Below are 20,529 nucleotides of genomic sequence, written 5' to 3'. Positions count from 1 at the left end.
CCGGCCCGCTGTCCCGGCCACGGCGTGCACCGTGGCCGGGAAGCCCTCTCAAGCGCCGTTCTGGGGCCTTTCGGGGAGTTCCACGGCGTAGGACTCCTTCACCACGTCCAGGTGGTGCCAGGACTCCCTCACCGTCACACCGGGCACGGCGCGGATGGCGTCCAGCACCGCGACCAGCTCCGCACGGGACGCCGCCTCGGCCTGCCCGACGATGTCGTAGCGGCCGAAGCCGGTCGCCAGGTAGCGGACGCCTTCCTGCGCGGCCACCTCCTCTGCGACCTTGCGCAGCCCACCGGTCACCACCAGGCCGAAACCGCCGAGCTCGGCGGCGCCGAGCGCCAGCGGATCGGCGAGCCCGGTGACCTGGATGACGCCGGTGCGCATCAGCCGGACCACCCGCGCCCGGGTGGCCGCCTGCGACAGCCCGATGATGTGCGCGAGCCGCGTGTAGGGCGCGCGTCCGTCGCGCTGCAACTCCTGGAGGAGCCGCCAGTCGATGTCGTCGAGGGTGACCTCGCCGAGCTCCCGAACCACCGCGTGCGTGTCGCGCACGGTGGAGACCGAACGGAACACCTCCGCCGTCCGCACACCGTCGATGGACCTGATGTGGTCCACTTCGGCGGCGAGGGCCGAGTCATCGCGGGTGCGCACCTGCACGACCAGGTCGTACGGGCCCGCGGTCAGCGCGGTGAAGCTGACGGCCGGATGCTCGGCGATCGCCGCGGCCACCTCCCGGGCCGAACCGTCCACGGTGATCGAGACGTGCCCGATCGCCTCCGCGCCGACGACGGCGGCGTGCACGATGCCGACGACGCGGACGACTTGTGTCTCGAGAAGGTTCTGCACCCGTGCCCGCACGGCCGTGCGGGAAAGCCCGACGCGGTCGGCGAGCGCCTGGAACGTCGCCCTGCCATCCCGCTGGAGCTCGCGGACGAGCACGGCGTCGACCGCATCCAGCACGGCTGTCCTCCTCGACATGTGATGAATCGTTTTGCCAGCAACTGCAAGATCATTCCATTTCAGGACGGTCTGACGTTAAATATTGATCTTGCCCGTGTTCGTCCTGCCCGGAGACCGTCGAAGCGTCGGTTTCCGGTTCCGGCGGCGACGTTTTCGACGCCGGGTAAACCACCACGAGAGCGCAACGCTGCCGGGCCACGCACCGCGCCCGGCGCGGCGGCGCGCCGGGCGGCGGGCGAGCGTGGTGGCAGTGATCACTTCGGGGATCACCTCGCGGGGCGGGCGGCCCGCGGCGCGCACGAGCGCGGCTGACCGGGTCCAAGTGCGTGGCCTGCATGCGCTTCTCCCGGTGTTCTGATGTCACGCCCCTACGGCGGGTCGGCCGTTCGCGTGAGGCACATGTAAGAAAAGTGCATCGGGGGCGCAGTTACGTCAAGAGGTAACTTTACAGAGAGCTAAGCCTCACGTTGCACTGTTTTCCTGCCTTGCACGTCCAGTCACGGCCGTTACGGCCATGAGGGCCTGGACGGAGCGCGGGGGATCTTTCAAGGCTGCCGCGGGGACACAGGGTCATCACCCCAGCGCACAGGCCCCGGCGGCCGTTCGAGCGGGTCCCGCCTCGGCTTGGCGGAGGCATCGGCGGGTATGGATCACAATGTACGGTGGCCCAGCCACTTTTATCCGCGATTGGTGTGTAGTACAGCCGTGCGCCTGCTGAACGGTGAGCATTCCGCTCACGACCTCACCTACAACGACGTCTTCATGGTCCCCCGCCGCTCGTCGGTCGGGTCGCGGCTGGAAGTCGATCTGTCCACTCGCGACGGCAGCGGAACCACCGTGCCGCTGGTCGTGGCGAACATGACAGCCGTGTCCGGTCGCCGGATGGCCGAGACCGTCGCGCGGCGCGGCGGGATCGCGGTACTGCCGCAGGACATCCCGACCGAGGTCGTCGCCGAGGTCATCGGCTGGGTGAAGCGCCGCGACCTGGTCGTCGACACCGCCATCCGGCTCGACCCCTCCAGCACCGCCGGGGAGGCGCTGGCGCTGCTGCCGAAGCGCGCGCACAACGCCGTGATCGTCGTCGAGGACGACCGTCCGGTCGGTGTGGTCACCGAGGCCGACTGCCAGGGAGTCGACCGGTTCGCCCAGCTTCGCGACATCATGTCCCGCGACCTGGTCACCCTCCCGGACGCGGTGGACCCGCGCGAGGCGTTCAACCGGCTGCACGAGCGCGGCCACCGGCTCGCCCCGGTCGTGGACGCGGCCGGGCGTCTCACCGGCGTCCTCACCCGAACCGGCGCGCTGCGCGCGACCCTCTACCAGCCCGCCGTGGACGGCGCGGACCGGCTGCGCATCGCCGCGGCGGTCGGCGTGAACGGCGACGTGGCGGGCAAGGCCGAGGCGCTGCTGGAGGCGGGTGCCGACCTGATCGTCGTCGACACCGCGCACGGCCACCAGGACAAGATGCTCGGCGCCCTGGCCGCCGTGCGGGGCCTGGGCCCGTCCGTCCCGGTGGCGGCCGGGAACGTCGTCACCGCCGAGGGCACCCGGGAGTTGATCGAGGCCGGCGCCGACATCGTCAAGGTCGGGGTGGGCCCCGGCGCCATGTGCACGACCCGGATGATGACCGGCGTCGGCCGCCCGCAGTTCTCCGCCGTGCTGGAGTGCGCCGCCGAGGCCCGCCGGCTCGGCCGGCACGTCTGGGCCGACGGCGGCGTCCGGCACCCCCGCGACGTGGCGCTGGCACTGGCCGCCGGCGCCGCCAACGTGATGGTCGGCTCCTGGTTCGCCGGCACCTACGAGTCGCCCGGCGACCTCCAGCGGGCCGCCGACGGCAGGCTCTACAAGGAGAGCTTCGGGATGGCCTCGGCGCGCGCCGTCCGGCTGCGGACGGCCGAGGACTCCCCGTTCGAGCGGGCCCGCAAGGCGCTGTTCGAGGAGGGCATCTCCACCTCCCGGATGTTCCTGGACCCCCAGCGGCCCGGTGTGGAGGACCTGATCGACTCGATCGTCGCGGGGCTGCGCAGCTCCTGCACCTACGCCGGCGCTCGGACGCTGGAGGAGTTCCACGAGCGGGCGACGGTCGGGATCCAGAGCGCGTCCGGCTATGCCGAGGGGATGCCGCTGGCCACCAGCTGGTGACCCGGCCGCCGTCCCGGCGCCGAGACGGCGGACGCCCTCGCGTGCCAATATCCGGTCAATTTCGATCTCCCCCGCGTTCTCTCCCGGCGCGGGGCGTGTCGGCCGGAAGGGCGCGGGTCGCCCAGGTCACCGCCCATCGATTCGCCGCACGGGGTGATCTTGTCCGAACGGCCGGACCGCCCGCCTGGCAGGGCTCGCCGCCCGAAAGACGGGGTCGGCGCCCCAACGCATACCGAGATTGCATATTCTAGGAAGAAGCTGCACGTGAGGCGGCGAAAAGCTCGCATTCGGTCGACTTCCACGCAACCTTCGCCCGGTTTCACGCGTCCATAATGTTGAGCCGCTGGATGAGTTCGCGCGGGTGGGGAATCGGAGCGTACATGTCGAGTCGATCAGCGAGCCGGCCCGCCCCGGCGGAGGACGCCGGGAGTTCCTCCGACGAGGCGGGGGGTCTGCCCCTCGCGCTGGCGCTGACGCTCGCGTCCGCCCTGCTGTGGGGAGTGGCCCATCTGGCGACCGGCCGCCGGCTCGCCGGGGGGCTGCTGCTCGCGGCCCACCTGCTGATCGCCGCCGCGGTCGGCACCGCGTTCACCGTCTACCGCTCCGATCTCGTCCACCTCGCCGTCCGGCCCGACGCGCTGCAGCGGATCTCCGCCGGCCTCGTGGCGCTCGGCCTGGTGTGGATCGTGGTCGTCATCCGGTCCTACCAGGTGCTGCGCCCCGACGGGATGTCGGTGAGCGCCCGCGCCCTCGGCAGCGCGTCCGTCGCCGTGCTGTGCTTCGCCGTCGCCGTGCCGGTGGCATGGTCGGCGCACAGCACCTACGTGTACCGGGACGCGCTGACCAGCATCTTCCGCAGCGGCAGCGAGAACGGCCGGCATATCGACGCCTCCGACCCCTGGAACGGGGAGCGGCGCGTCAACGTGCTGCTGCTCGGCGGCGACGCCGCCGCGAACCGGCAGGGCGTGCGCACCGACAGCATGACGGTCGCCAGCGTCGACACCAAGACCGGTGACACGGTTCTGCTGAGCCTGCCGCGCAACCTGGAGCGGTTCCCGCTGCCCCCCGGCCCGGCCCGCGACCGCTTCCCCTACGGCTTCACCGGTGACGGTCCCGCGACGCCCGGGCTGCTCAACGAGGTCTACCAGTACGCCGAGGAGCACCCCGACATCGTCCCCGGCGTCGCCAAGAACCACCGCGGCCCTGAGCTGCTGAAGGCCACGATCGCCGGGATCCTCGGCATCCGCGTCGACTACTACATCCTGGTCGACATGTTCGGCTTCGCCGACATCATCGACGCCATGGGCGGCGTCACCGTCTCGATCACCCAGCCGATCCCGTACGGGTTGGAGGGTGCGGTGCTCCAGCCCGGCAGGCGGCGGCTCGGGGGCAAGGAGGCCCTCTGGTACGGGCGGTCCCGCACCGACAGCGACGACTACGTCCGGATGGGCCGGCAGAAGTGCCTGATGCGGGCCATCGCGCGGCAGGCCGACCCGCAGACCGTCCTGACCAAGTTCGACAAGCTCGCCTCGGCCGCCAAGCGGACCCTGTCGACCGACATCCCGCAGGAACTGCTGCCCGCGCTGATGAAGCTGTCGAACAAGGTCAAGGACGGCGCCCAGATCAACAGCCTGTCGTTCGTACCGCCGCTGATCAGCACCGGCAACCCGGACTTCGAGCTGATCCGCAAGCTGGCCGACAAGTCCACCAGCACCGACCCGGGCTCGGCGAGCCCGTCGCCGAGCGCCTCGCCGTCCGCCTCCCCCACCGGGGGCCGTTCGAATGCGCAGGGCACACCGAGCCCAGGTGCGTCCAAGCCCCGCGACCCGCAGACCAAGCCGGTGTCGCTGGAGGCGAGCTGCCCGTCCTGACCGCTCCCGGCCATGACCTGCCGTACCTGCTGCACACGGGCGCGTCGCTCCGCTCATCCCGCCGAATCCGTCCGTCCGGCGAACCCGGGAGCAGTGGCGGGCGTCACACAGACTGACGCCACGAACCGCACAGGGGGCGACGACCATGGCGCAGACGGATCTTTCCATCCTGGACGACCTCGGCCAGGCACTCACCGGCCACGGGTTCCTCACGATGCTCGTCACCGGGCCCCGGCCACGGCTGGAGGTCCTCGACCGGACCTCGCCCGACCGCCACGGCACGGTCCTGTGCGAGCGGGACGGCCACGGCGACCGCTGGTACTACTGGTCGTGGGCCGACCGTATCGCGCCTGTCAGCGAGGTCGAGCGTGCGGCCGCCGCCGTCGAGCGCGACCTGCGCCAGGTCACCTGGGCCGTCTGACCGGCGGAGGTGTCATCCCCGGTCCCCGGAGGGGGGATCATTGGGGGAGAACACTTCCGACCGAGAGGGCGGGTGCGGGTGCCCCGGATCCACGGCTGCGACGTCTTCCGCGTGACGATGCCCCGCGGGCGGCGGCCGGAGAGCGTCCTCGTCCGCCTCGCCGGCGCGGACGGCGCGGTCGGCTGGGGTGAGGCCGCCGTCCCCGGTGGGACCGCCGACCCCGTCTGGGCCGACATCGAGGAGCGCATGGGCCCGGCCCTCATCGGGCTGGACTGGGACCGTCCAGAGGACGTGTCCGCGGCCGCCGACCTCGGCACCCGCGACGCGGCGGCCGCGATCGACGTGGCGTGCTGGGACCTGTGGTGCCGAGCCCGGGGGCTGCCGCTCGCGCACGCGCTCGGCGGCACCCGCACATCCATCGTGACGGGCGCGCGGATCGCCCCGGAGCCCGTCCTGGAGACGGTCGCCGGCCGCGTCAACCAGGCGGTCGGCGCCGGCCATACCCGCGTCACCCTGGACGTCCGTCCCGGCTGGGATATCGAGCCCGTCCGCGTGATCCGGCAGTCCTATCCGGCGCTCGCGCTCGTGGCCGACGCCGGGCACACCTACACCGAGTCCCCCGAGCACCTCGCCGCCCTGGAGGGTCTGGACGCCTACGGGCTGGTGGCGATCGAGCGCCCGTTCCCGGCGGCCGACCTGGCGGCGCACGCCCGCCTCCAGCCGAGGCTGGGCACGGCCGTCGCCCCCCACATCGGCGACCTCGACACCCTTGACGCCGCGCTCTCCCTGGACGCGGGCCGCGCCCTGCACCTGCGCCTGGACCGGCTCGGCGGCCTCACCGCCGCCCGCAGCGCCCACGACCTGGCGTACGCGGCGGGGTGGGACGTGTGGTGCAGCGGCTCCGGCGCGTTCGGCATCGGCCAGGCTGCCGCCGTCGCCCTGGCCGCCCTCCCCGGCTGTACGCTGCCGAGCGACGTCTCCGATCCGGCGGGCGGGCCGGTGTTCGTGACCCCGCCCGTCCGCTCGTCCGGCGGCGTCGTCGGCGTGCCCCTCACCCAGCCGGGGCTCGGCCACGAGATCGACGAGGAGCGTATCCGCCGCCTGGCGACCCGGCGGATGCGGCTGTCGGCGTGACGCCCGTCTGGGTCGTCGCCGGCCCGCCCGGCAGCGGCAAGAGCACGGTCGCCGGTCTGCTGCTGCGGCGCCTGCGTCCCGTTCCCGCCCTGCTCGACAAGGACACGATGTACGGCGGGTTCGTCGCGGCGACGCTCGCCGCGGCCTCCCGCGACCCCGGCGAGCGCGAGGGCGCCTGGTACGACGCGCATGTCAAGGCCCACGAGTACGCGGGGATGACCGCCACCGCCCGCGAGATCCGCTCTCATGGCTGCCCCGTCCTGCTCGGCGCCCCCTTCACCGCGCAGGTCCGCTCCCCGGACCGCTGGGCGGCCTGGGTCGAGGCCCTGGGCGGCCCGCCGGTGACCCTCGTCTGGGTCCGAACCGACGCCGCCACGCTCGGCGAACGGCTCCGCGAGCGCGCCTCCCCCCGCGACACCGCGAAGCTTGCCGCCTTCGACGCTTTCCTCGCCCGGATGCGCCCGGACGTCCCGCCCCCGATCCCCCACGTCGCCGTGGACAACCGCCTGGAGGCCCCCAGGTCCCTCGAATCCCAGCTCGACGACCTGACGTCCTGACCGGTCACCCCGTGCCGTCCTCCGGGGGCCTGGGAGGGGCATAGGGGGACGCCGGGGGCGGGTAGGGCAGGTAGGTCTGCAGGGGCTGCTGGTACGGGTTACCGTCCGGCTGAGGCGGCGGAAGGGCCGCGAACGGGCCGTACGGCGGCGGGAGCGCGGCCCGCCGGGCCTCCCTGGCGGCACGGCGCTGACCGTAGGCGCCCCTGAGCCGGCCGCCCAGACGCTTGCCCATGTCCTGGACCTGCTGGGACCGCTCGCCGGTCATGGCGCCGCGGACCAGGTCGGCGGATTGGCGGCCGAGGTCGTGGACCTGGCGGGCGCGTTCGGACTCCAGGGCGCGCTGGACCCGCTCTGCCTGGGCGAGGCGGGCGGCGTTGCTGAGGACGGCCTGCCCGGCGACCTGCCCCGCCGCCTGTGTCCCGTCCCAGGCGACACCGATGCCCTGCCGGGCGGCCTCGGCGGCGCGCCGGTAGCCGTCGGCGCGGACGACCACGGTGCCGGCGGTCAGGTCGGCGAAGGTGCGACGGCGGGCGCCGATGAGCGCCGGGACGCTGTTGGCCGTGAGGAGGGCGAGTGCGGCGAGCCACGTGAGGAGGGCGAGGAAGAACAGGCCCTCCAGGAGCAGGATCCAGGCTGTGCAGTACAGGCCCGTGCCGCCCGCGGTGGAGGCCAGCGCGCGGCGGAAGGCCCGCCCCTTGCGGATCTTGACGCCCTGGACGGCGCAGACCCGCAGGTCCAATACGGCCTTGCCGAGAGTGCGGCCCGCCAACGCCTGCGCGGCGAACTGGTAGAGCAACTCCGCGAGCACGAGCAGGAGCAGGGCCTGCTCGATCGCTGAGGCGACCTTCGCCCACAGGTTGACGCCGAAGTCCCCGGCGGCCTGCCCGACATCGCCGCCCGACAGCAGGAGGCCGCCGGTCGAGCTGAGCGCGTCCGTCCACAGGCCGTCCGACAGCAGGCCGTTGAGGCGGCCCCACGTCATGATGGCGAGCAGGACGGCGACGCCGGCCATGAGGGCCGCGTCGATGCTCCACGCGGCCAGGCGGCGCCCGCGGGGAGCTCCCGCGAGAGGGCCCGGTTCGGGGATGGGAGGGTACGGGACGTGCACCGGGGGCGGCGGAGGGCCGTACACGAAAGCCCCTAACTATCGCGGTCTTTGGACGATCCAGGCGCGGGATCGTCAGGAGTGTAAGGCGCGCGGCCCATCCTCGCCACATCCCCATTCAGTACGAGATTTCAGTAGGACTTGGGAAGTCCCAGGGAGTGCTGGGCGACATAGTTGAGGATCATCTCGCGGCTGACCGGGGCGATGCGCATGAGGCGGACGACGCCGGCGAGCATGCCGACGCCGTACTCGGTGGTCAGGCCGTTGCCGCCGTGGGTCTGGATGGCCTGGTCGACGCAGTGGACCGCCGCCTCGGCGGTGGCGTACTTGGCCATGTTCGCGGCCTCGCCCGCGCCCTCGTCGTCGCCCGCGTCGTACAGCCAGGCCGCCTTCTGAGCCATCAGGCGGGCGAGTTCCAGCTCGATCTTCGCGGCGGCGAGGGGATGTGCAAGGCCCTGGTGGGCGCCGATGGGCGTCGTGAAGACCTGGCGGTCCCTGGCGTAGGCGGCCGCCTTGCCGAGGGCCAGACGACCGATCCCGGCCCCCATGGCGGACGCCATGATCCGCTCGGGGTTGAGGCCGGCGAACAACTGGAGCAGGCCGCCGTCCTCGTCGCCGACGAGGGCGTCATAGGGGAGCCGGACGTCGTCGAGGTGGCAGATGAACTGCTTCTCAGGCGACACGATCTCCATGTCGATGGGCGTGTGGGTGAAGCCGGGCGTGCCCGTCGGGACGATGAACAGCGACGGGCGAAGGGTGCCCTTCTGGTCCTCGCTGCGGCTGACGAACAGCACGGCGTCCGCCTCGTCCACACCGGAGATGAAGGTCTTCTGCCCCTTCAGCAGCCAACCCCCGCCGTCGCGGCGGGCCGTGGTCGTGATGCGGTGGGAGTTGGACCCGGCGTCGGGCTCGGTGATCGCGAACGCCATCGTGACCGAGCCGTCCGCGAAACGCGGGAGCCAGTGCTCACGTTGTGCGTCGGTACCGGAACGGGCGATGATCGTGGCACAGATCGCCGGGGAGACGACCATGAGCAGCAGCGGGCAGCCCGCGGCGGCGAGTTCCTCGCAGACCGCGGCGAGGTCGCCGATACCGCCGCCCCCGCCGCCGTACTGTTCGGGGACGTTGACGCCGAGATAGCCGAGCCGCCCGGCCTCGGTCCACAACTCGTCGGTCTTCTGCCCCGCCTTGGCCTTCCCGACGTAGTAGGACGCGCCGTACTCGGCGCCCAGGTCGGCGACGGCGGCGCGCAGGGCCCGCCGCTCCTCGGACTCGACGAAGCTCATGCGGGGGTCCCTTCGATGACGGCGAGGACGGCTCCGGCCTCGACCTGGTGCCCGGCGCCGGCGTTCAGCTCCGCGACCGTCCCGGAGACGGGGGCGGCGATGCGGTGCTCCATCTTCATGGCCTCCAGGACGACCAGGGTCTGCCCTTCGGAGACGGCGGCCCCCGGCTCGGTCTCCACCCGGACGACCGTTCCCGGCATGGGGGCCAGGAGTGACCCCGGCGCGACCTCGGCGTCCGGGTCGGCGAAGCGCGGCAGCGTCCTGAGCGTGACCGGGCCGAGCCGGGAATGGACGTGCACGGAGTCGCCGGCGACGTCCATCGTGAACGTCTCGCGAAGCCCGTCGTGGTCGAGCACGACCCGCCCGGGGGTCGCGCTCACCAGCGACGTGCCGGGGCACAGGCGGGAAACCAGGCCGTCCGTGCCGAGGTGGTAATCGACGTCGACACGCCCCGTGGGACCGTCGTACGTGCGGCGCTGGGGCTGCGAACGCACGTTCCGCCATCCGGACGGCAGACCGCCGAGCACCCCGGCGGACGCGCGGTCAGCTGCCGCGGCGGCGAGCGCCGCGGCCAGCGCCGACGCCCGGACCGCGGCGTCCCCGGCGAGGGGCGCGGCGAGCACCGCGAGCCCGACGCGGCCGAGGTAGCCGGTGTCGGTCTCGCCCCTGAGGAAGGCCGGCTCGTCCAAGATCCGGACGAGCAGGTCCCGGTTGGTGACCAGGCCGTGGACGCGCGCGCCGCGCAGCCCCGCCGCGAGCCTGCGGGCCGCGGCGGGCCGGGTGGGCGCCCACGCGATCACCTTGGCGAGCATCGGGTCGTAGTGCACGCCGATCTCGGTACCGGCCTCCACACCACTGTCGAGCCGCAACCCGTACGAGGAGGGGACGGCGAACTCGGCGTCCACGCCCGGCACCTCGAACGCACGCAGGGTGCCGGTGGCGGGCCGCCAGCCCTGCGCCGGGTCCTCGGCGTACAGGCGCACCTCGATGGCATGGCCGCGCGGCGCCGGCACCACATCCGGGAGGCGCGCGCCCTCGGCGATCTCGATCTGCCACCGGACGAGGTCCACCCCGTACACGCACTCGGTGACCGGGTGTTCGACCTGTAGCCGCGTGTTGACCTCCAGGAAGAAGAACCGGCCGCCGGGCGCCAGCAGGAACTCGACCGTGCCCGCCCCGACATACCCGATCGCGCGGGCCGCGTTCGCCGCCGCGCCGCACAGCGCGGCGCGCAGCCGCGACCCGACCGCCGGCGACGGCGCCTCCTCGACGATCTTCTGGTGGCGGCGCTGGATGGAGCACTCCCGCTCCCCCAGAGCCCAGACCGTCCCGTGGGCATCGGCGAGGACCTGCACCTCGACGTGCCGCGCGCCCTCCAGCAGCGGCTCGCAGAAGACCGACGGGTCGCCGAACGCCGACTCCGCCTCCCGCCGCGCCCCGGCGACCGCTTCCTCCCTCCCCTCCATGCTCCGGACGATCCGCATGCCGCGGCCACCACCACCGGCGGACGCCTTGACCAGCAGCGGCAGATCGGCGGCCGTGACTCGCGCGGGGTCAAGATCGGGCAGCACCGGGACGCCCGCGGCGGCCATCAGCCTCTTCGCCTCGATCTTGGAGCCCATCGCGGCCATCGCCTGTGGCGGCGGCCCGATCCAGGTCAGTCCCGCGTCCATGACGGTTCGCGCGAACTCCGCGTTCTCCGACAGGAACCCGTACCCGGGGTGGACGGCGTCGGCCCCCGCGCGCTCGGCCACGGACAGGAGCAACGCGGACGACAGGTATGTCTCCGCCGGGGACGATCCGGGCAGCCGTCCCGCCACGTCCGCCTCCCGGACGTGCGGCGCACCGGCGTCCGGGTCGGAGTGGACGGCGACCGTCCCGATGCCGAGATCCCGGCAGGCGCGCAGGACCCGGCGGGCGATCTCACCGCGGTTGGCGACGAGCACAGTGTTGATCATCTGCTCACATCCGGAAGACGCCGAAGCCGTCGGCTCCGCGCACGGGCGCGTTGTGGACGACCGACAGGCACAGGCCGAGGACCGTGCGGGTGTCGCGCGGATCGATCACACCGTCGTCGTACAGCCGTCCCGACAGGAAGAACGGCAGCGACTCCGCCTCGATCTGCGTCTCGACCATCTCTCGCATGGCACGATCCTGCTCCTCGTCGTACACCTGGCCCCGCGCCTCGGTGGCCTGCCGCGCGACGATCGACAGAACGCCCGCGAGCTGCTGCGGTCCCATCACCGCCGACTTCGCGCTCGGCCAGGTGAACAGGAACCGCGGATCGTAGGCGCGGCCGCACATGCCGTAGTTCCCGGCCCCGTACGAGGCGCCCATCACGACCGTGAGATGCGGCACCCGGCTGTTGGCCACCGCATTGATCATCAAGGCGCCGTGCTTGATGATGCCCGCCTGTTCGTACTCCTTGCCGACCATGTAGCCGGTGGTGTTGTGCAGGAACAGCAGGGGCGTGTCGCCCTGGTTGGCGAGCTGGATGAACTGCGCCGCCTTCTGCGCCTCGGCCCCGAACAGCACGCCCTGCGCGTTCGCGAGGACCCCGATCGGGTAGCCGTGGACGCGCGTCCAGCCGGTGACCAGGCTCGTCCCGTACAGCGGCTTGAACTCATCGAACCGGGACCCGTCGGCGATTCGCACGATGACCTCGCGCGGGTCGAAGGGCACCTTCAGGTCCTCCGGGACGATTCCCGCGAGCTCCTCGACGTCGTACAGCGGCTCGGTGACCGGGCCCGGTGCCGGGCCGAGGCGCCGGTGGTTGAGGCCCCGGACGATCTGCCTGCCCAGCCGCAGCGCGTCCACCTCGTCCGCCGCCATGTAGTCGGCCAGGCCGGACGTGCGGGCGTGCATCTCGGCGCCGCCCAGCTCCTCGTCGCCCGCCTCCTCCCCGGTCGCCATCTTCACGAGCGGCGGCCCGCCGAGGAACACCTTCGCGCGCTCCTTGACCATGACGACGTGGTCGCACATTCCCGGGATGTACGCGCCGCCCGCCGTGGAGTTGCCGAACACCAGCGCGATCGTCGGGATGCCCGCCGCCGACAGCCGGGTCAGGTCACGGAACATCCGCCCGCCCGGGATGAATATCTCCTTCTGGGTCGGCAGGTCCGCGCCGCCGGACTCGACCAGGTTGATCACCGGGAGCCGGTTCTCCAGCGCGATGTCGGACGCCCGGAAACTCTTCTTCACCGTCCACGGATTGCTGGAGCCGCCCCGCACCGTCGGGTCGTTCGCGACGATCAGGCACTCGACGCCCTCGACGACCCCGATCCCGGTGACGACGCTCGCCCCGACGGGGAAGTCGCTCCCCCAGGCGGCGAGCGGGCTCAGTTCCAGGAACGGCGAGTCAGGGTCGAGCAGCAGCTCGACGCGTTCGCGCGCCATCAGTTTGCCGCGGCCGCGATGCCGCGCGACGTACTTCTCGCCGCCGCCCTCCAGGACCTTGGCGTGCTCCGCGTCCAGCTCCGCGATCTTGTCCAGCATGGCGCGGCGGCGCTTGCGGTACTCCGGGTTCCGCGTGTCGAGCGCGCTCGTGAAGGTCAAAGAACTGCCTCCGGGATATCGACGAGCCGGGACCGCAGCCACTCCCCCAAGGCCTTGCCTTGGGGATCGAACCGGGTCGAGGCCGAGACGCCCTCCTGCAGCAGCCCCTCGACGACGAAGTTCACCGCACGGAGATTGGACAGGACAGAGCGCCGGACGGGATGGTCACGCGTCTCGGGCAACAGCTCACGGAGCCGCCCGACGGTGAGGAAGGGCTCCAGCCAGCGCCACTGCGCGTCCGTCCGGGCCCACACGCCGATGTTGGCGTCCCCGCCCTTGTCTCCGCTCCGCGCCCCCGCCACCCGTCCGAGCGGCGCACGCACGGTGCGGGCATCGGCTGTGGGCTCGGGGAGCGCACCGTGCGCGGGGCCGTCTTCGATGATCTCGGCCGTCGCCGGCGCCGGGGCGAGGACGACGCGCGCCCCGTCTGGCAGCACGGCAATGTGGCCGACCTCGGCGTTGGAAACGTAGGCGGGAGTGTAGACACCGTAGGGGGCACCCTTGCCGGGCGGGGACGTCATCGTGAAGCCGGGATAGCCCGCGAGGGCCAGTTCCACGACCGCGCCGCTGAACGCGCGGCCGACCTTCTCCGGGTCCGGGTCGAGGACGGCGCAGCGCAGCAGAGCGGTGGCCTCGCCCTGCGTGGCGGGATCGGGCTTCGCGGTGCCGATGAGCGTCCACTCGACCCGGGCGGGGGGAGCGTCGCCGAACGCGTCCTCAAGCCGGGACTTGGCGAGGTCCGCCTTGGCCTCGATACCGAGTCCGGTGAGCACGAACGTCATCTCGTTGCGGTGCCCGCCAAGGTGGTTGAGACACACCTTGGTGGTGGGGGGCGGCGGAGTGCCCCGGACGCCGCTGATCCGGACACGATCCGGCCCGTCCTGGCGCAGCTCGATGGTGTCGAAGCGGGCCGTGACGTCGGGACCGGCGTAGGCCGGGCCGCTGAGCTCATAGAGAAGCTGGGCGGTGACCGTCTCGGTGGTGACGGTGCCGCCGGTGCCCTGATGTTTGGTAATCACGCTGGAGCCGTCGCCGTACATCTCGGCCAGCGGAAAGCCCGGCGCCTTTACATTGTAGATTTCTTCGAAGAAGGCGTAGTTGCCGCCGGTGGCCTGCGCCCCGCACTCCAGGACGTGCCCGGCGGCCGTCGCGCCGGCGAGGGCGTCCCAGTCGTCGCGCGCCCAGCCGAAATGGGCCGCGGTGGGACCGACCACCAGCGACGCGTCGGTGACCCGCCCGGTCACCACCACGCCGGCGCCGGCCCGCAGGCACTCGGCGATCCCCCAGGCGCCCAGATAGGCGTTGGCGGTGAGCGGCCGCCCGTACCGCCCGTCCGCCAGGCCGAGCCGTGTGGCATCCGGGAGCAGGTCGTCGCCCTCGACATGGGCGACCGCCACCGCGATGCCGAGACGCCCGGCCAGTTCGCGCAGCCGGTCCGCAAGAGCGCGCGGGTTGAGCCCGCCCGCATTGGTGACGATCGCGGTGCCGCGCTCGGCGGCGAGCCCCAGGCACTCCTCCATCTGCCGCAGGAACGTGGCGGCGTAGCCACCGTCCGGGTCCTTCATTCTGCTCCGGCCCAGAATGAGCATCGTCAACTCGGCAAGGTAGTCGCCGGTCAGGACGTCCAGCGGCCCGCCCTCCAGCATCTCCCGCACCGCGGAGAAGCGGTCGCCGTAGAAGCCCGAGGCGTTGCCGATCCGCAGCGGTCCACCCATGGCCAGCACCCTGCCAGCCCGGATGAGAAAAATCAATCGCGCTTGATTGTTTCTAACCGCCGTCGTTTGGTTGACTGGAACCCCACCGAGCCGAGGACGAGATGACCACGCAGGCAGTGCCCCGCGCCCCCTCCCGCGAACCCCAGCAGGACCGCAGTCGCGCCACCCGGCAGCGCCTCCTGGAGGCCGCCGTCGACTGCCTCGCCTCGGTCGGCTGGGCGGGCACCACGGTGGCCGTGGTCGCCGAGCGCGCGGGGGTCTCCCGCGGCGCCGCGCAGCACCATTTCCACACCCGCGAGGAGCTCGTGACCGCCGCGGTCGAGTACGGCTCCGAAGTGCGGATGACCCAGATGCGCGAACGCCTCGACGCCCTTGCCGGCCGCCGCCCGTCCACCCTGGACGTCGTCACCCTGCTCGGCGAGATGTACACCGCCCCCCTGTTCCGCGCCGCGCTCCAGCTCTGGGTCGCGGCCAGCTCCGACGAGCAGCTGCGCGCCCAGGTCCTCCCCCTGGAGGCCCGCGTCGGCCGCGAGGCCCACCGGCTGACCGTCGAGGCCCTCGGCGCGGACGAATCGCTCCCCGGGGTCCGCGAGACCGTCCAGGCGACCCTGGACCTGGTCCGCGGCCTGGGCCTAGCCGACCTCCTGACCGACGACTCGACGCGGCGCGACCGCCTGCTCCACCAGTGGGCCGAGACGCTCGACACCGTCCTCTCCCCCGCCCGCTGACCTGCGGCGATTGACGCTATCCCCGACGCACCGCGCCCACCTTCCTCTCAACCACGCTTGACATGTGACCTTTTGGTCACCTATTTTCGAGGTGTGACGGACGACGATCTGGCGTTCAAGGCGCTGGCCGACCCCACCCGCCGCTTCCTGCTCGATCTGCTGTTCACCCGAGACGGGCGCACCCAGGGCGAACTGGAGGCGGAACTGGAGATGACGCGATTCGGCGTCGCCAAGCATCTACGGGTGCTGGAGGACGCGGGGCTGGTCGTCACGCGCCGCTCGGGCCGGGAGAAGCTGCACTTCCTCAACCCGGTGCCGATCCGCCTGATCCACGACCGGTGGATCGACAAGTACACCGAGCAGCCCGCCGCGGCCCTGGCCGGGCTCAAGAGAGAACTGGAGCAAAGCATGACGACGACAGAGGACAAGACCGTCCAGGTCTACCGCGTATACATCCGGGCAACGCCGGAGGCGATCTGGGACGCCATCACCAAGCCCGAGTGGACGGAGAAGTTCGGCTACCAGGCTCCGGTGGAGTACGACCTGCGTCCCGGCGGCACCTTCCGCGGGCTGGCCAGCGAGGCGATGAAGGAGCACGGCGCACCGGACGTGGTGCTCGACGGCGAGGTCATCGAGGCCGACCCGCCCCGCCGGCTCGTCCAGACCTGGCGCGCGCTGTTCCTCGGCGAACCGTTCACCCGGCTCACCTACGAGATCGACGATGACGGCACCGGTGTCTCGAAGCTGACCGTCACCCACGACGTGACCGGCGCGCCGCAGACTGCGGCCCAGGGCGCCGGCGAGGTCCCCGAGGCCGGCGGCGGCTGGAGCCAGACCCTCAGCGACCTGAAGACGTTGCTGGAGACCGGCGAGGCCCTCTACCGCTGACCCCACCCCAGCCCGGGGTCGCCGCCGGCGACCCCGGGCACCACCCCACAAGGAGCACTCCCATGACCATCCGTACCGCTGGCACCGACATCCCCACCGCCCGCACCCGCCCGATGGACGCCCGCACCCGCATCATGCTCGCCTGCGGCGTGGCCGCCGGCCCGCTGTTCGTCCTGCTGATCGTGGTCCAGGCGGCGACCCGTGCCGGATTCGACCCGGCCAGGCACCCGCTCAGCATGCTCAGCCTCGGCGGCCAGGGCTGGATCCAGACCACGAACTTCCTGGTCAGCGGCATACTCGTGCTGGCTTCCGCGCTCGGTCTGAGACGAACCCTCGCCCGCCGCACGCCCGGCGGGACATGGGGCCCGCGCCTGATCGCCGCCTACGGCGCCGGGCTGGTCTGGGCGGGCGTCTTCCGCACCGACCCGGCCGAGGGCTACCCGGCGGGAACCCCGGACGGAGCCGCCGCCCACGTCACCTGGCACGGCGCCTTGCACAACCTCGCCCCCGTCGGGATCGGCCTCGCGCTGAGCGTGGCCTGCGTGGTGTTCGCCCGCCGGTTCGCCCGCCAGGGCCGCACGGCCTGGACGACCGCCAGTGTGGCCGCGCCTTCCCTCTATCTCCTCCTGGGCTTCGCCGCCTTTCCCGCGGAGGACTTCCGGCTGCTGATCGTCGGCGGTGCGGTCGTCTGGCTCTGGGCGTCCGCGCTGTCCCTGAAACTGCTGACCGACCCTTCCGTCCGAAGCTGAGAGACTGGATCGGTCAACGCGACCCGGCCTGGGAGGACGGCGCATGCTGCACCTGCTGCGGATGGAGTACACCGGGACGGAGCAGGCCGCGGCCCCCCACGTCCGCGACCACGTCGCCTACCTCGAACGGCATCACGCGGACCGGACCTTCCTGCTGTCCGGCGAGACCGTTCCCTCCACCGGCGGCGGGCTCATCATCGCCGCGGGCGTCGACAGGGCGACCGCCGAGAAGATCACTGGTGAGGACCCCTTCGTCCGGGCCGGGGTGGGCCGCTACACCATCACCACCGTCGACCCCGGCCGCATCCACCCCGCCCTCACCGCCCTCATCAACGGCGCCTCCTTCTGATCTGCCTCTGTTCCGGCCCCGCTCATCACACGATGAGCGGGGCCGGATCCTGCCGTTCTCGCCCGCCGGTATTGACGGGGACCCACCGCGGAAAGAATCTGAACACATGTTCAGAACAGACGTTCAGCGAACGCGGCGGGCGGACACGCGGTTCCCCGCCTCCTGCGAGGTCGCCGTGCTCGGCGGCGGGCTCGCAGGAATGGCGACGGCGGCCCGGTTGCAGGCCGCGGGCCTGTCCACGCTGGTGATCGAGGCGCACGGCCATGTCGGCGGGTGTGCGGGCTACTACCGCAGACGCGGGTTCTCGTTCGACGTGGGAGCGACGACCATGGTCGACTTCGAGCCGGGCGGGGTCGGAGCGGAACTGCTCGACAGCATCGGCATGGACCCGGTTCCCGGGGACAGGCTGCCCGGCTACATCGGCTGGCTCCCCGACCGCGAGGTCACCCTCTACCGCGACACTGGGGCATGGCACCGCGAGCGGCTGCGCGTGCTCGGCGGCACCCCACGGCACAGAGCCTTCTGGACCCGGCTCGACCAGCTGGCCTCGGTGTTCTGGAACGCGAGCCGAGCCGGTGTTCGCCTTCCGATCCGGCGGCCCTCGGACGCCCTGCACAACCTGAGGGCTCTCGGACCGCGCGGCGTCCCGCTCGCCCGCCACATGAACACCACCCTCGGCGAGATGCTGCACCGGCACGGCCTGCGCGGCGACGCACCGCTCGTCGGCCTGCTGTCGATGCTGGTCGAGGACACCGTGCACAGCACCATCGACCGGGCCCCGCTCATCAACGCCGCCCTCGGCGTCACCATCCGCGGTGCCGGCCTCACCCGCGCGCACGGCGGCATGCGCGGGTTCTGGCGGCGCTTCACCGTCCACTACCGCGGCCTCGGCGGGCAACTGCGCACCGGGTGCCCGGCCGAGCGGGTCGTCGGACGAGCCGGCGCGTTCGAGGTGCACACCCGGCGCGGCGTCGTCCACGCGCGGCAGGTGGTGAGCGCGCTTCCCGCGACCACCACCGCCCGGGTCGTCCCCGACCTCGCGGGCAGGCTTCGCCCCTATCTCGACCGCGACGAACCAGAACTGGGCGGCGCGATCGTCGTGTTCCTCGGCGTACCTGAGGACGAGGTCGCCGGGCAGGAGTTCACTCACCACCAGCTCCTGCAGGACTACCGGAGGCCGCTCGGCGACGGCAACAACATGTTCGTGTCGGTGTCCGCGCCGGACGACGCCGACAGCGCGCCGGCGGGCCACCGCGCCGTGATGATCTCCACTCACACCGGGCTCGCCGGCTGGGCCGGACTCTCCGACGCCGCGTACAAGATCCGCAAACGGGAGATCGGAGAACGTCTCGTCGAGCTGGCACGGCGCGTCCACCCCTCCCTCGGTGAACGGGCGCACGTCTGGGACGTGGGCACGCCCCGCTCCTACGAGCGGTTCGCGTTCCGGCCGCGCGGCGCAGTCGGTGGAGCCCACCAGACACCCGGCAATACCAACCAGAACGCCGTCCCGCACTCGCTGGGCGTCCCGGGCCTGTGGCTCGTCGGCGACTCCACGTGGCCGGGCCTCGGCACCGTCGCCTGCGCGCTCGGCAGCAGAATCGTCGCGGACGACGTGCTCAGGGCCGCCCGCCGGACGGCGGCTCGCCGATGATCCCGAAACTGTCGGACCTGGGCCCCGACCTGCTAATCACCACGCGCCGGCGCCGCTTGCTCACCCTGTCGCTCCCGTACGCGGGGGTCGCCCTGTTCGTCACGGCGGCGCTCGCCGGATGGTGGTGGCTGACTCCGCCGATCGCCTTCGGAATCTTCGTCGCGGTGGTGACCGCGACCCACGACGTCGTCCACCGCGCCCTCGGCCTCAGCCGACCCGCGACGGAATGGGCCCTGTTCCTCCTGGGCGCCGTGCTCCTGGAGAGCGGGCACGCCTACCGCGCCACCCACCTGCAACACCACCGGACGTTCCCCAGCGACGACGACCCCGAAGGACATCCGGCCGACCTGACCGCGCTCGGCGCGATCCTGTACGGCCCGGTCTTCCTCATCCGGCTATGGTTCTGGGCCTACCAGCACAGCGGTGTGCGGCAGCGCCTGTGGCTGCTCGTCGAGGCTGCGCTCCCCTTCGCCGCGGTCGGCGCGGGCATGCTGTTCTGGCGAGGGCTCCTCTTGTACGCGACCATGATGATCGTGGGAAGCTGGGTGTATCCACTGCTGACCGTCCACCTGCCGCACCGGCACTATGGGGACACACCTCTCACGCAGACCCGCACCCTGCGCGGCCGCGTCATCCCCGCGCTGTTCCTGGAGCTGACGTACCACTTGGAACACCACCTCTACCCACAGGTGCCGAGCCACCATCTGGCGCGGCTCGCCCGCCGCCTCGACCCCGTGCTCGCGGAAGCCGGCGTCCGTCCCTGGAAAGTGATCTGACCTTCGATGGCGCCACGCGCGGAAGCCAGGAAACGCCTCCTCGAAGCGGCCGTCCGGACCCTCGCCGTCGAGGGCTACGGCGGCACAACCGCTCGATCGATCGCCCGCAACGGCGGCTTCGCGCCAGGCGTCATCTACTACCACTTCGAGGACCTCGAGGATCTCCTCCTCGCCGCTCTCCGCCACACCAGCCAGATCCGAATGGCCTGCTACGAGGACGCGCTCGGCTCTTGTACCGACGCCACCGAGCTCCTCTCGCGCCTCCGCGAACTGTACGCGGAGGACATGCAGGACCAAGGTCACATCGACGCGGTCCAAGAGCTCTTCGCCGCCTCGTCCACCTCACCGCGCCTCCGCGCAGAACTCCTCGCACACGTGGAGCCGTGGGCCGATTTCGCCGCCGCCGCGATCCGCCGCCTCGTCGAAGGCACCGCGCTGGAGAGTCTCGTCCCGTCCCGCGAGATCGGCCTGATGGCCGTCGCGATGTTCCTCGGCCTCCAGACCATCACCCATCTCGACGGTGACCGCAACCGGATCGAGTCGCTGTTCAGCACGGCGGAGCCGGTAGCAATTCTTTGGGACGCATTCGCCCGCGGTGGCAGTTCCCCACTCTGAAAACAGAAAGGGCCCCGCCGTGACGGC

18 protein-coding genes are annotated in these 20,529 nt (G+C 72.1%); 12 read left to right on the top strand and 6 right to left on the bottom strand.

The window, feature by feature from the left end:
- Positions 1-48 precede the first annotated feature (48 nt).
- Entirely contained in the window at positions 49-960 is a 912-nt protein-coding gene (locus AMA02S_RS37370; RefSeq protein ID WP_067469004.1) for an Lrp/AsnC family transcriptional regulator, read from the bottom strand.
- A gap of 705 nt (positions 961-1,665) precedes the next feature.
- Here AMA02S_RS37370 and AMA02S_RS37365 point away from each other — a divergent pair.
- From AMA02S_RS37365 to AMA02S_RS37345, 5 genes are all read left to right on the top strand, one after another.
- Positions 1,666-3,102 carry a GuaB1 family IMP dehydrogenase-related protein gene (locus AMA02S_RS37365; protein ID WP_067469001.1) on the top strand — a complete coding sequence of 479 codons (1,437 nt, stop codon included), beginning with the start codon at positions 1,666-1,668 and terminating at the stop codon, positions 3,100-3,102.
- 380 nt (positions 3,103-3,482) lie between these two features.
- Complete coding sequence (locus AMA02S_RS37360) at positions 3,483-4,973, top strand: LCP family protein (RefSeq protein ID WP_067468998.1); 1,491 nt, start codon at positions 3,483-3,485, stop codon at positions 4,971-4,973.
- Between the two features lie 145 nt (positions 4,974-5,118).
- Positions 5,119-5,394, top strand: coding sequence for a hypothetical protein (locus AMA02S_RS37355; RefSeq protein WP_067468995.1), 276 nt, complete (start codon positions 5,119-5,121; stop codon positions 5,392-5,394).
- A gap of 78 nt (positions 5,395-5,472) precedes the next feature.
- The gene (locus AMA02S_RS37350; RefSeq protein WP_067469072.1) at positions 5,473-6,528 is read left to right on the top strand and encodes an enolase C-terminal domain-like protein; all 1,056 of its coding nucleotides are present in this window, start codon (positions 5,473-5,475) and stop codon (positions 6,526-6,528) included.
- Positions 6,525-7,085 carry a P-loop nucleotide/nucleoside kinase family protein gene (locus AMA02S_RS37345; protein ID WP_067468992.1) on the top strand — a complete coding sequence of 187 codons (561 nt, stop codon included), beginning with the start codon at positions 6,525-6,527 and terminating at the stop codon, positions 7,083-7,085. The genes AMA02S_RS37350 and AMA02S_RS37345 overlap by 4 nt, the downstream gene beginning before the upstream one ends.
- Before the next feature lie 4 nt (positions 7,086-7,089).
- Here AMA02S_RS37345 and AMA02S_RS37340 read toward each other — a convergent pair whose 3' ends face one another.
- From AMA02S_RS37340 to AMA02S_RS37320, 5 genes are all read right to left on the bottom strand, one after another.
- Positions 7,090-8,217, bottom strand: coding sequence for an RDD family protein (locus tag AMA02S_RS37340; RefSeq protein WP_157431082.1), 1,128 nt, complete (start codon positions 8,215-8,217; stop codon positions 7,090-7,092).
- Between the two features lie 104 nt (positions 8,218-8,321).
- On the bottom strand, positions 8,322-9,476 hold the full coding sequence (locus AMA02S_RS37335; RefSeq protein WP_067468987.1) for an acyl-CoA dehydrogenase family protein: 1,155 nt from the start codon (positions 9,474-9,476) through the stop codon (positions 8,322-8,324).
- Positions 9,473-11,434 (bottom strand): acetyl/propionyl/methylcrotonyl-CoA carboxylase subunit alpha, encoded by a 1,962-nt coding sequence (locus AMA02S_RS37330; protein ID WP_067468984.1) that lies wholly within the window; start codon positions 11,432-11,434, stop codon positions 9,473-9,475. The genes AMA02S_RS37335 and AMA02S_RS37330 overlap by 4 nt, the downstream gene beginning before the upstream one ends.
- Before the next feature lie 4 nt (positions 11,435-11,438).
- Positions 11,439-12,971 (bottom strand): acyl-CoA carboxylase subunit beta, encoded by a 1,533-nt coding sequence (locus AMA02S_RS37325; RefSeq protein WP_157431086.1) that lies wholly within the window; start codon positions 12,969-12,971, stop codon positions 11,439-11,441.
- Between the two features lie 56 nt (positions 12,972-13,027).
- Positions 13,028-14,746 carry an acyclic terpene utilization AtuA family protein gene (locus AMA02S_RS37320; RefSeq protein WP_067468979.1) on the bottom strand — a complete coding sequence of 573 codons (1,719 nt, stop codon included), beginning with the start codon at positions 14,744-14,746 and terminating at the stop codon, positions 13,028-13,030.
- Positions 14,747-14,847: 101 nt separating this feature from the next.
- On the opposite strand from AMA02S_RS37320, the gene AMA02S_RS37315 reads away from it, so the two are divergent.
- The 7 genes from AMA02S_RS37315 to AMA02S_RS37285 all read left to right on the top strand — a co-directional run bounded on the left by AMA02S_RS37315 (position 14,848) and on the right by AMA02S_RS37285 (position 20,502).
- Entirely contained in the window at positions 14,848-15,474 is a 627-nt protein-coding gene (locus AMA02S_RS37315) for a TetR/AcrR family transcriptional regulator (RefSeq protein WP_067468976.1), read from the top strand.
- Between the two features lie 93 nt (positions 15,475-15,567).
- Positions 15,568-16,362, top strand: a complete 795-nt coding sequence (locus tag AMA02S_RS37310; RefSeq protein WP_067468973.1) for an ArsR/SmtB family transcription factor — start codon at positions 15,568-15,570, stop codon at positions 16,360-16,362.
- Positions 16,363-16,424: 62 nt separating this feature from the next.
- Positions 16,425-17,111, top strand: coding sequence for a DUF998 domain-containing protein (locus AMA02S_RS37305; protein WP_218005252.1), 687 nt, complete (start codon positions 16,425-16,427; stop codon positions 17,109-17,111).
- A 43-nt stretch (positions 17,112-17,154) separates the two neighbouring features.
- Positions 17,155-17,460: a YciI family protein gene (locus AMA02S_RS37300; protein WP_067468969.1), complete on the top strand. Its 306-nt coding sequence runs from the start codon at positions 17,155-17,157 to the stop codon at positions 17,458-17,460.
- Positions 17,461-17,566: 106 nt separating this feature from the next.
- A complete protein-coding gene (locus tag AMA02S_RS37295; RefSeq protein WP_067468966.1) occupies positions 17,567-19,111 on the top strand; it encodes a phytoene desaturase family protein in 1,545 nt (514 codons plus the stop codon).
- On the top strand, positions 19,108-19,887 hold the full coding sequence (locus tag AMA02S_RS40970) for a fatty acid desaturase family protein (protein ID WP_084266001.1): 780 nt from the start codon (positions 19,108-19,110) through the stop codon (positions 19,885-19,887). Before AMA02S_RS37295 ends, AMA02S_RS40970 begins: the two co-directional genes overlap by 4 nt.
- 6 nt (positions 19,888-19,893) lie before the next feature.
- Positions 19,894-20,502 (top strand): TetR family transcriptional regulator, encoded by a 609-nt coding sequence (locus AMA02S_RS37285; RefSeq protein WP_067468963.1) that lies wholly within the window; start codon positions 19,894-19,896, stop codon positions 20,500-20,502.
- The last annotated feature ends 27 nt before the right edge of the window (positions 20,503-20,529 follow it).

This window comes from Actinomadura macra NBRC 14102 (genome assembly GCF_001552215.1).
GTDB lineage: Bacteria > Actinomycetota > Actinomycetes > Streptosporangiales > Streptosporangiaceae > Spirillospora > Spirillospora macra.
Note: the sequence above shows the minus strand (reverse complement) of the source record. Positions and strands in the feature narration are given on the sequence as shown.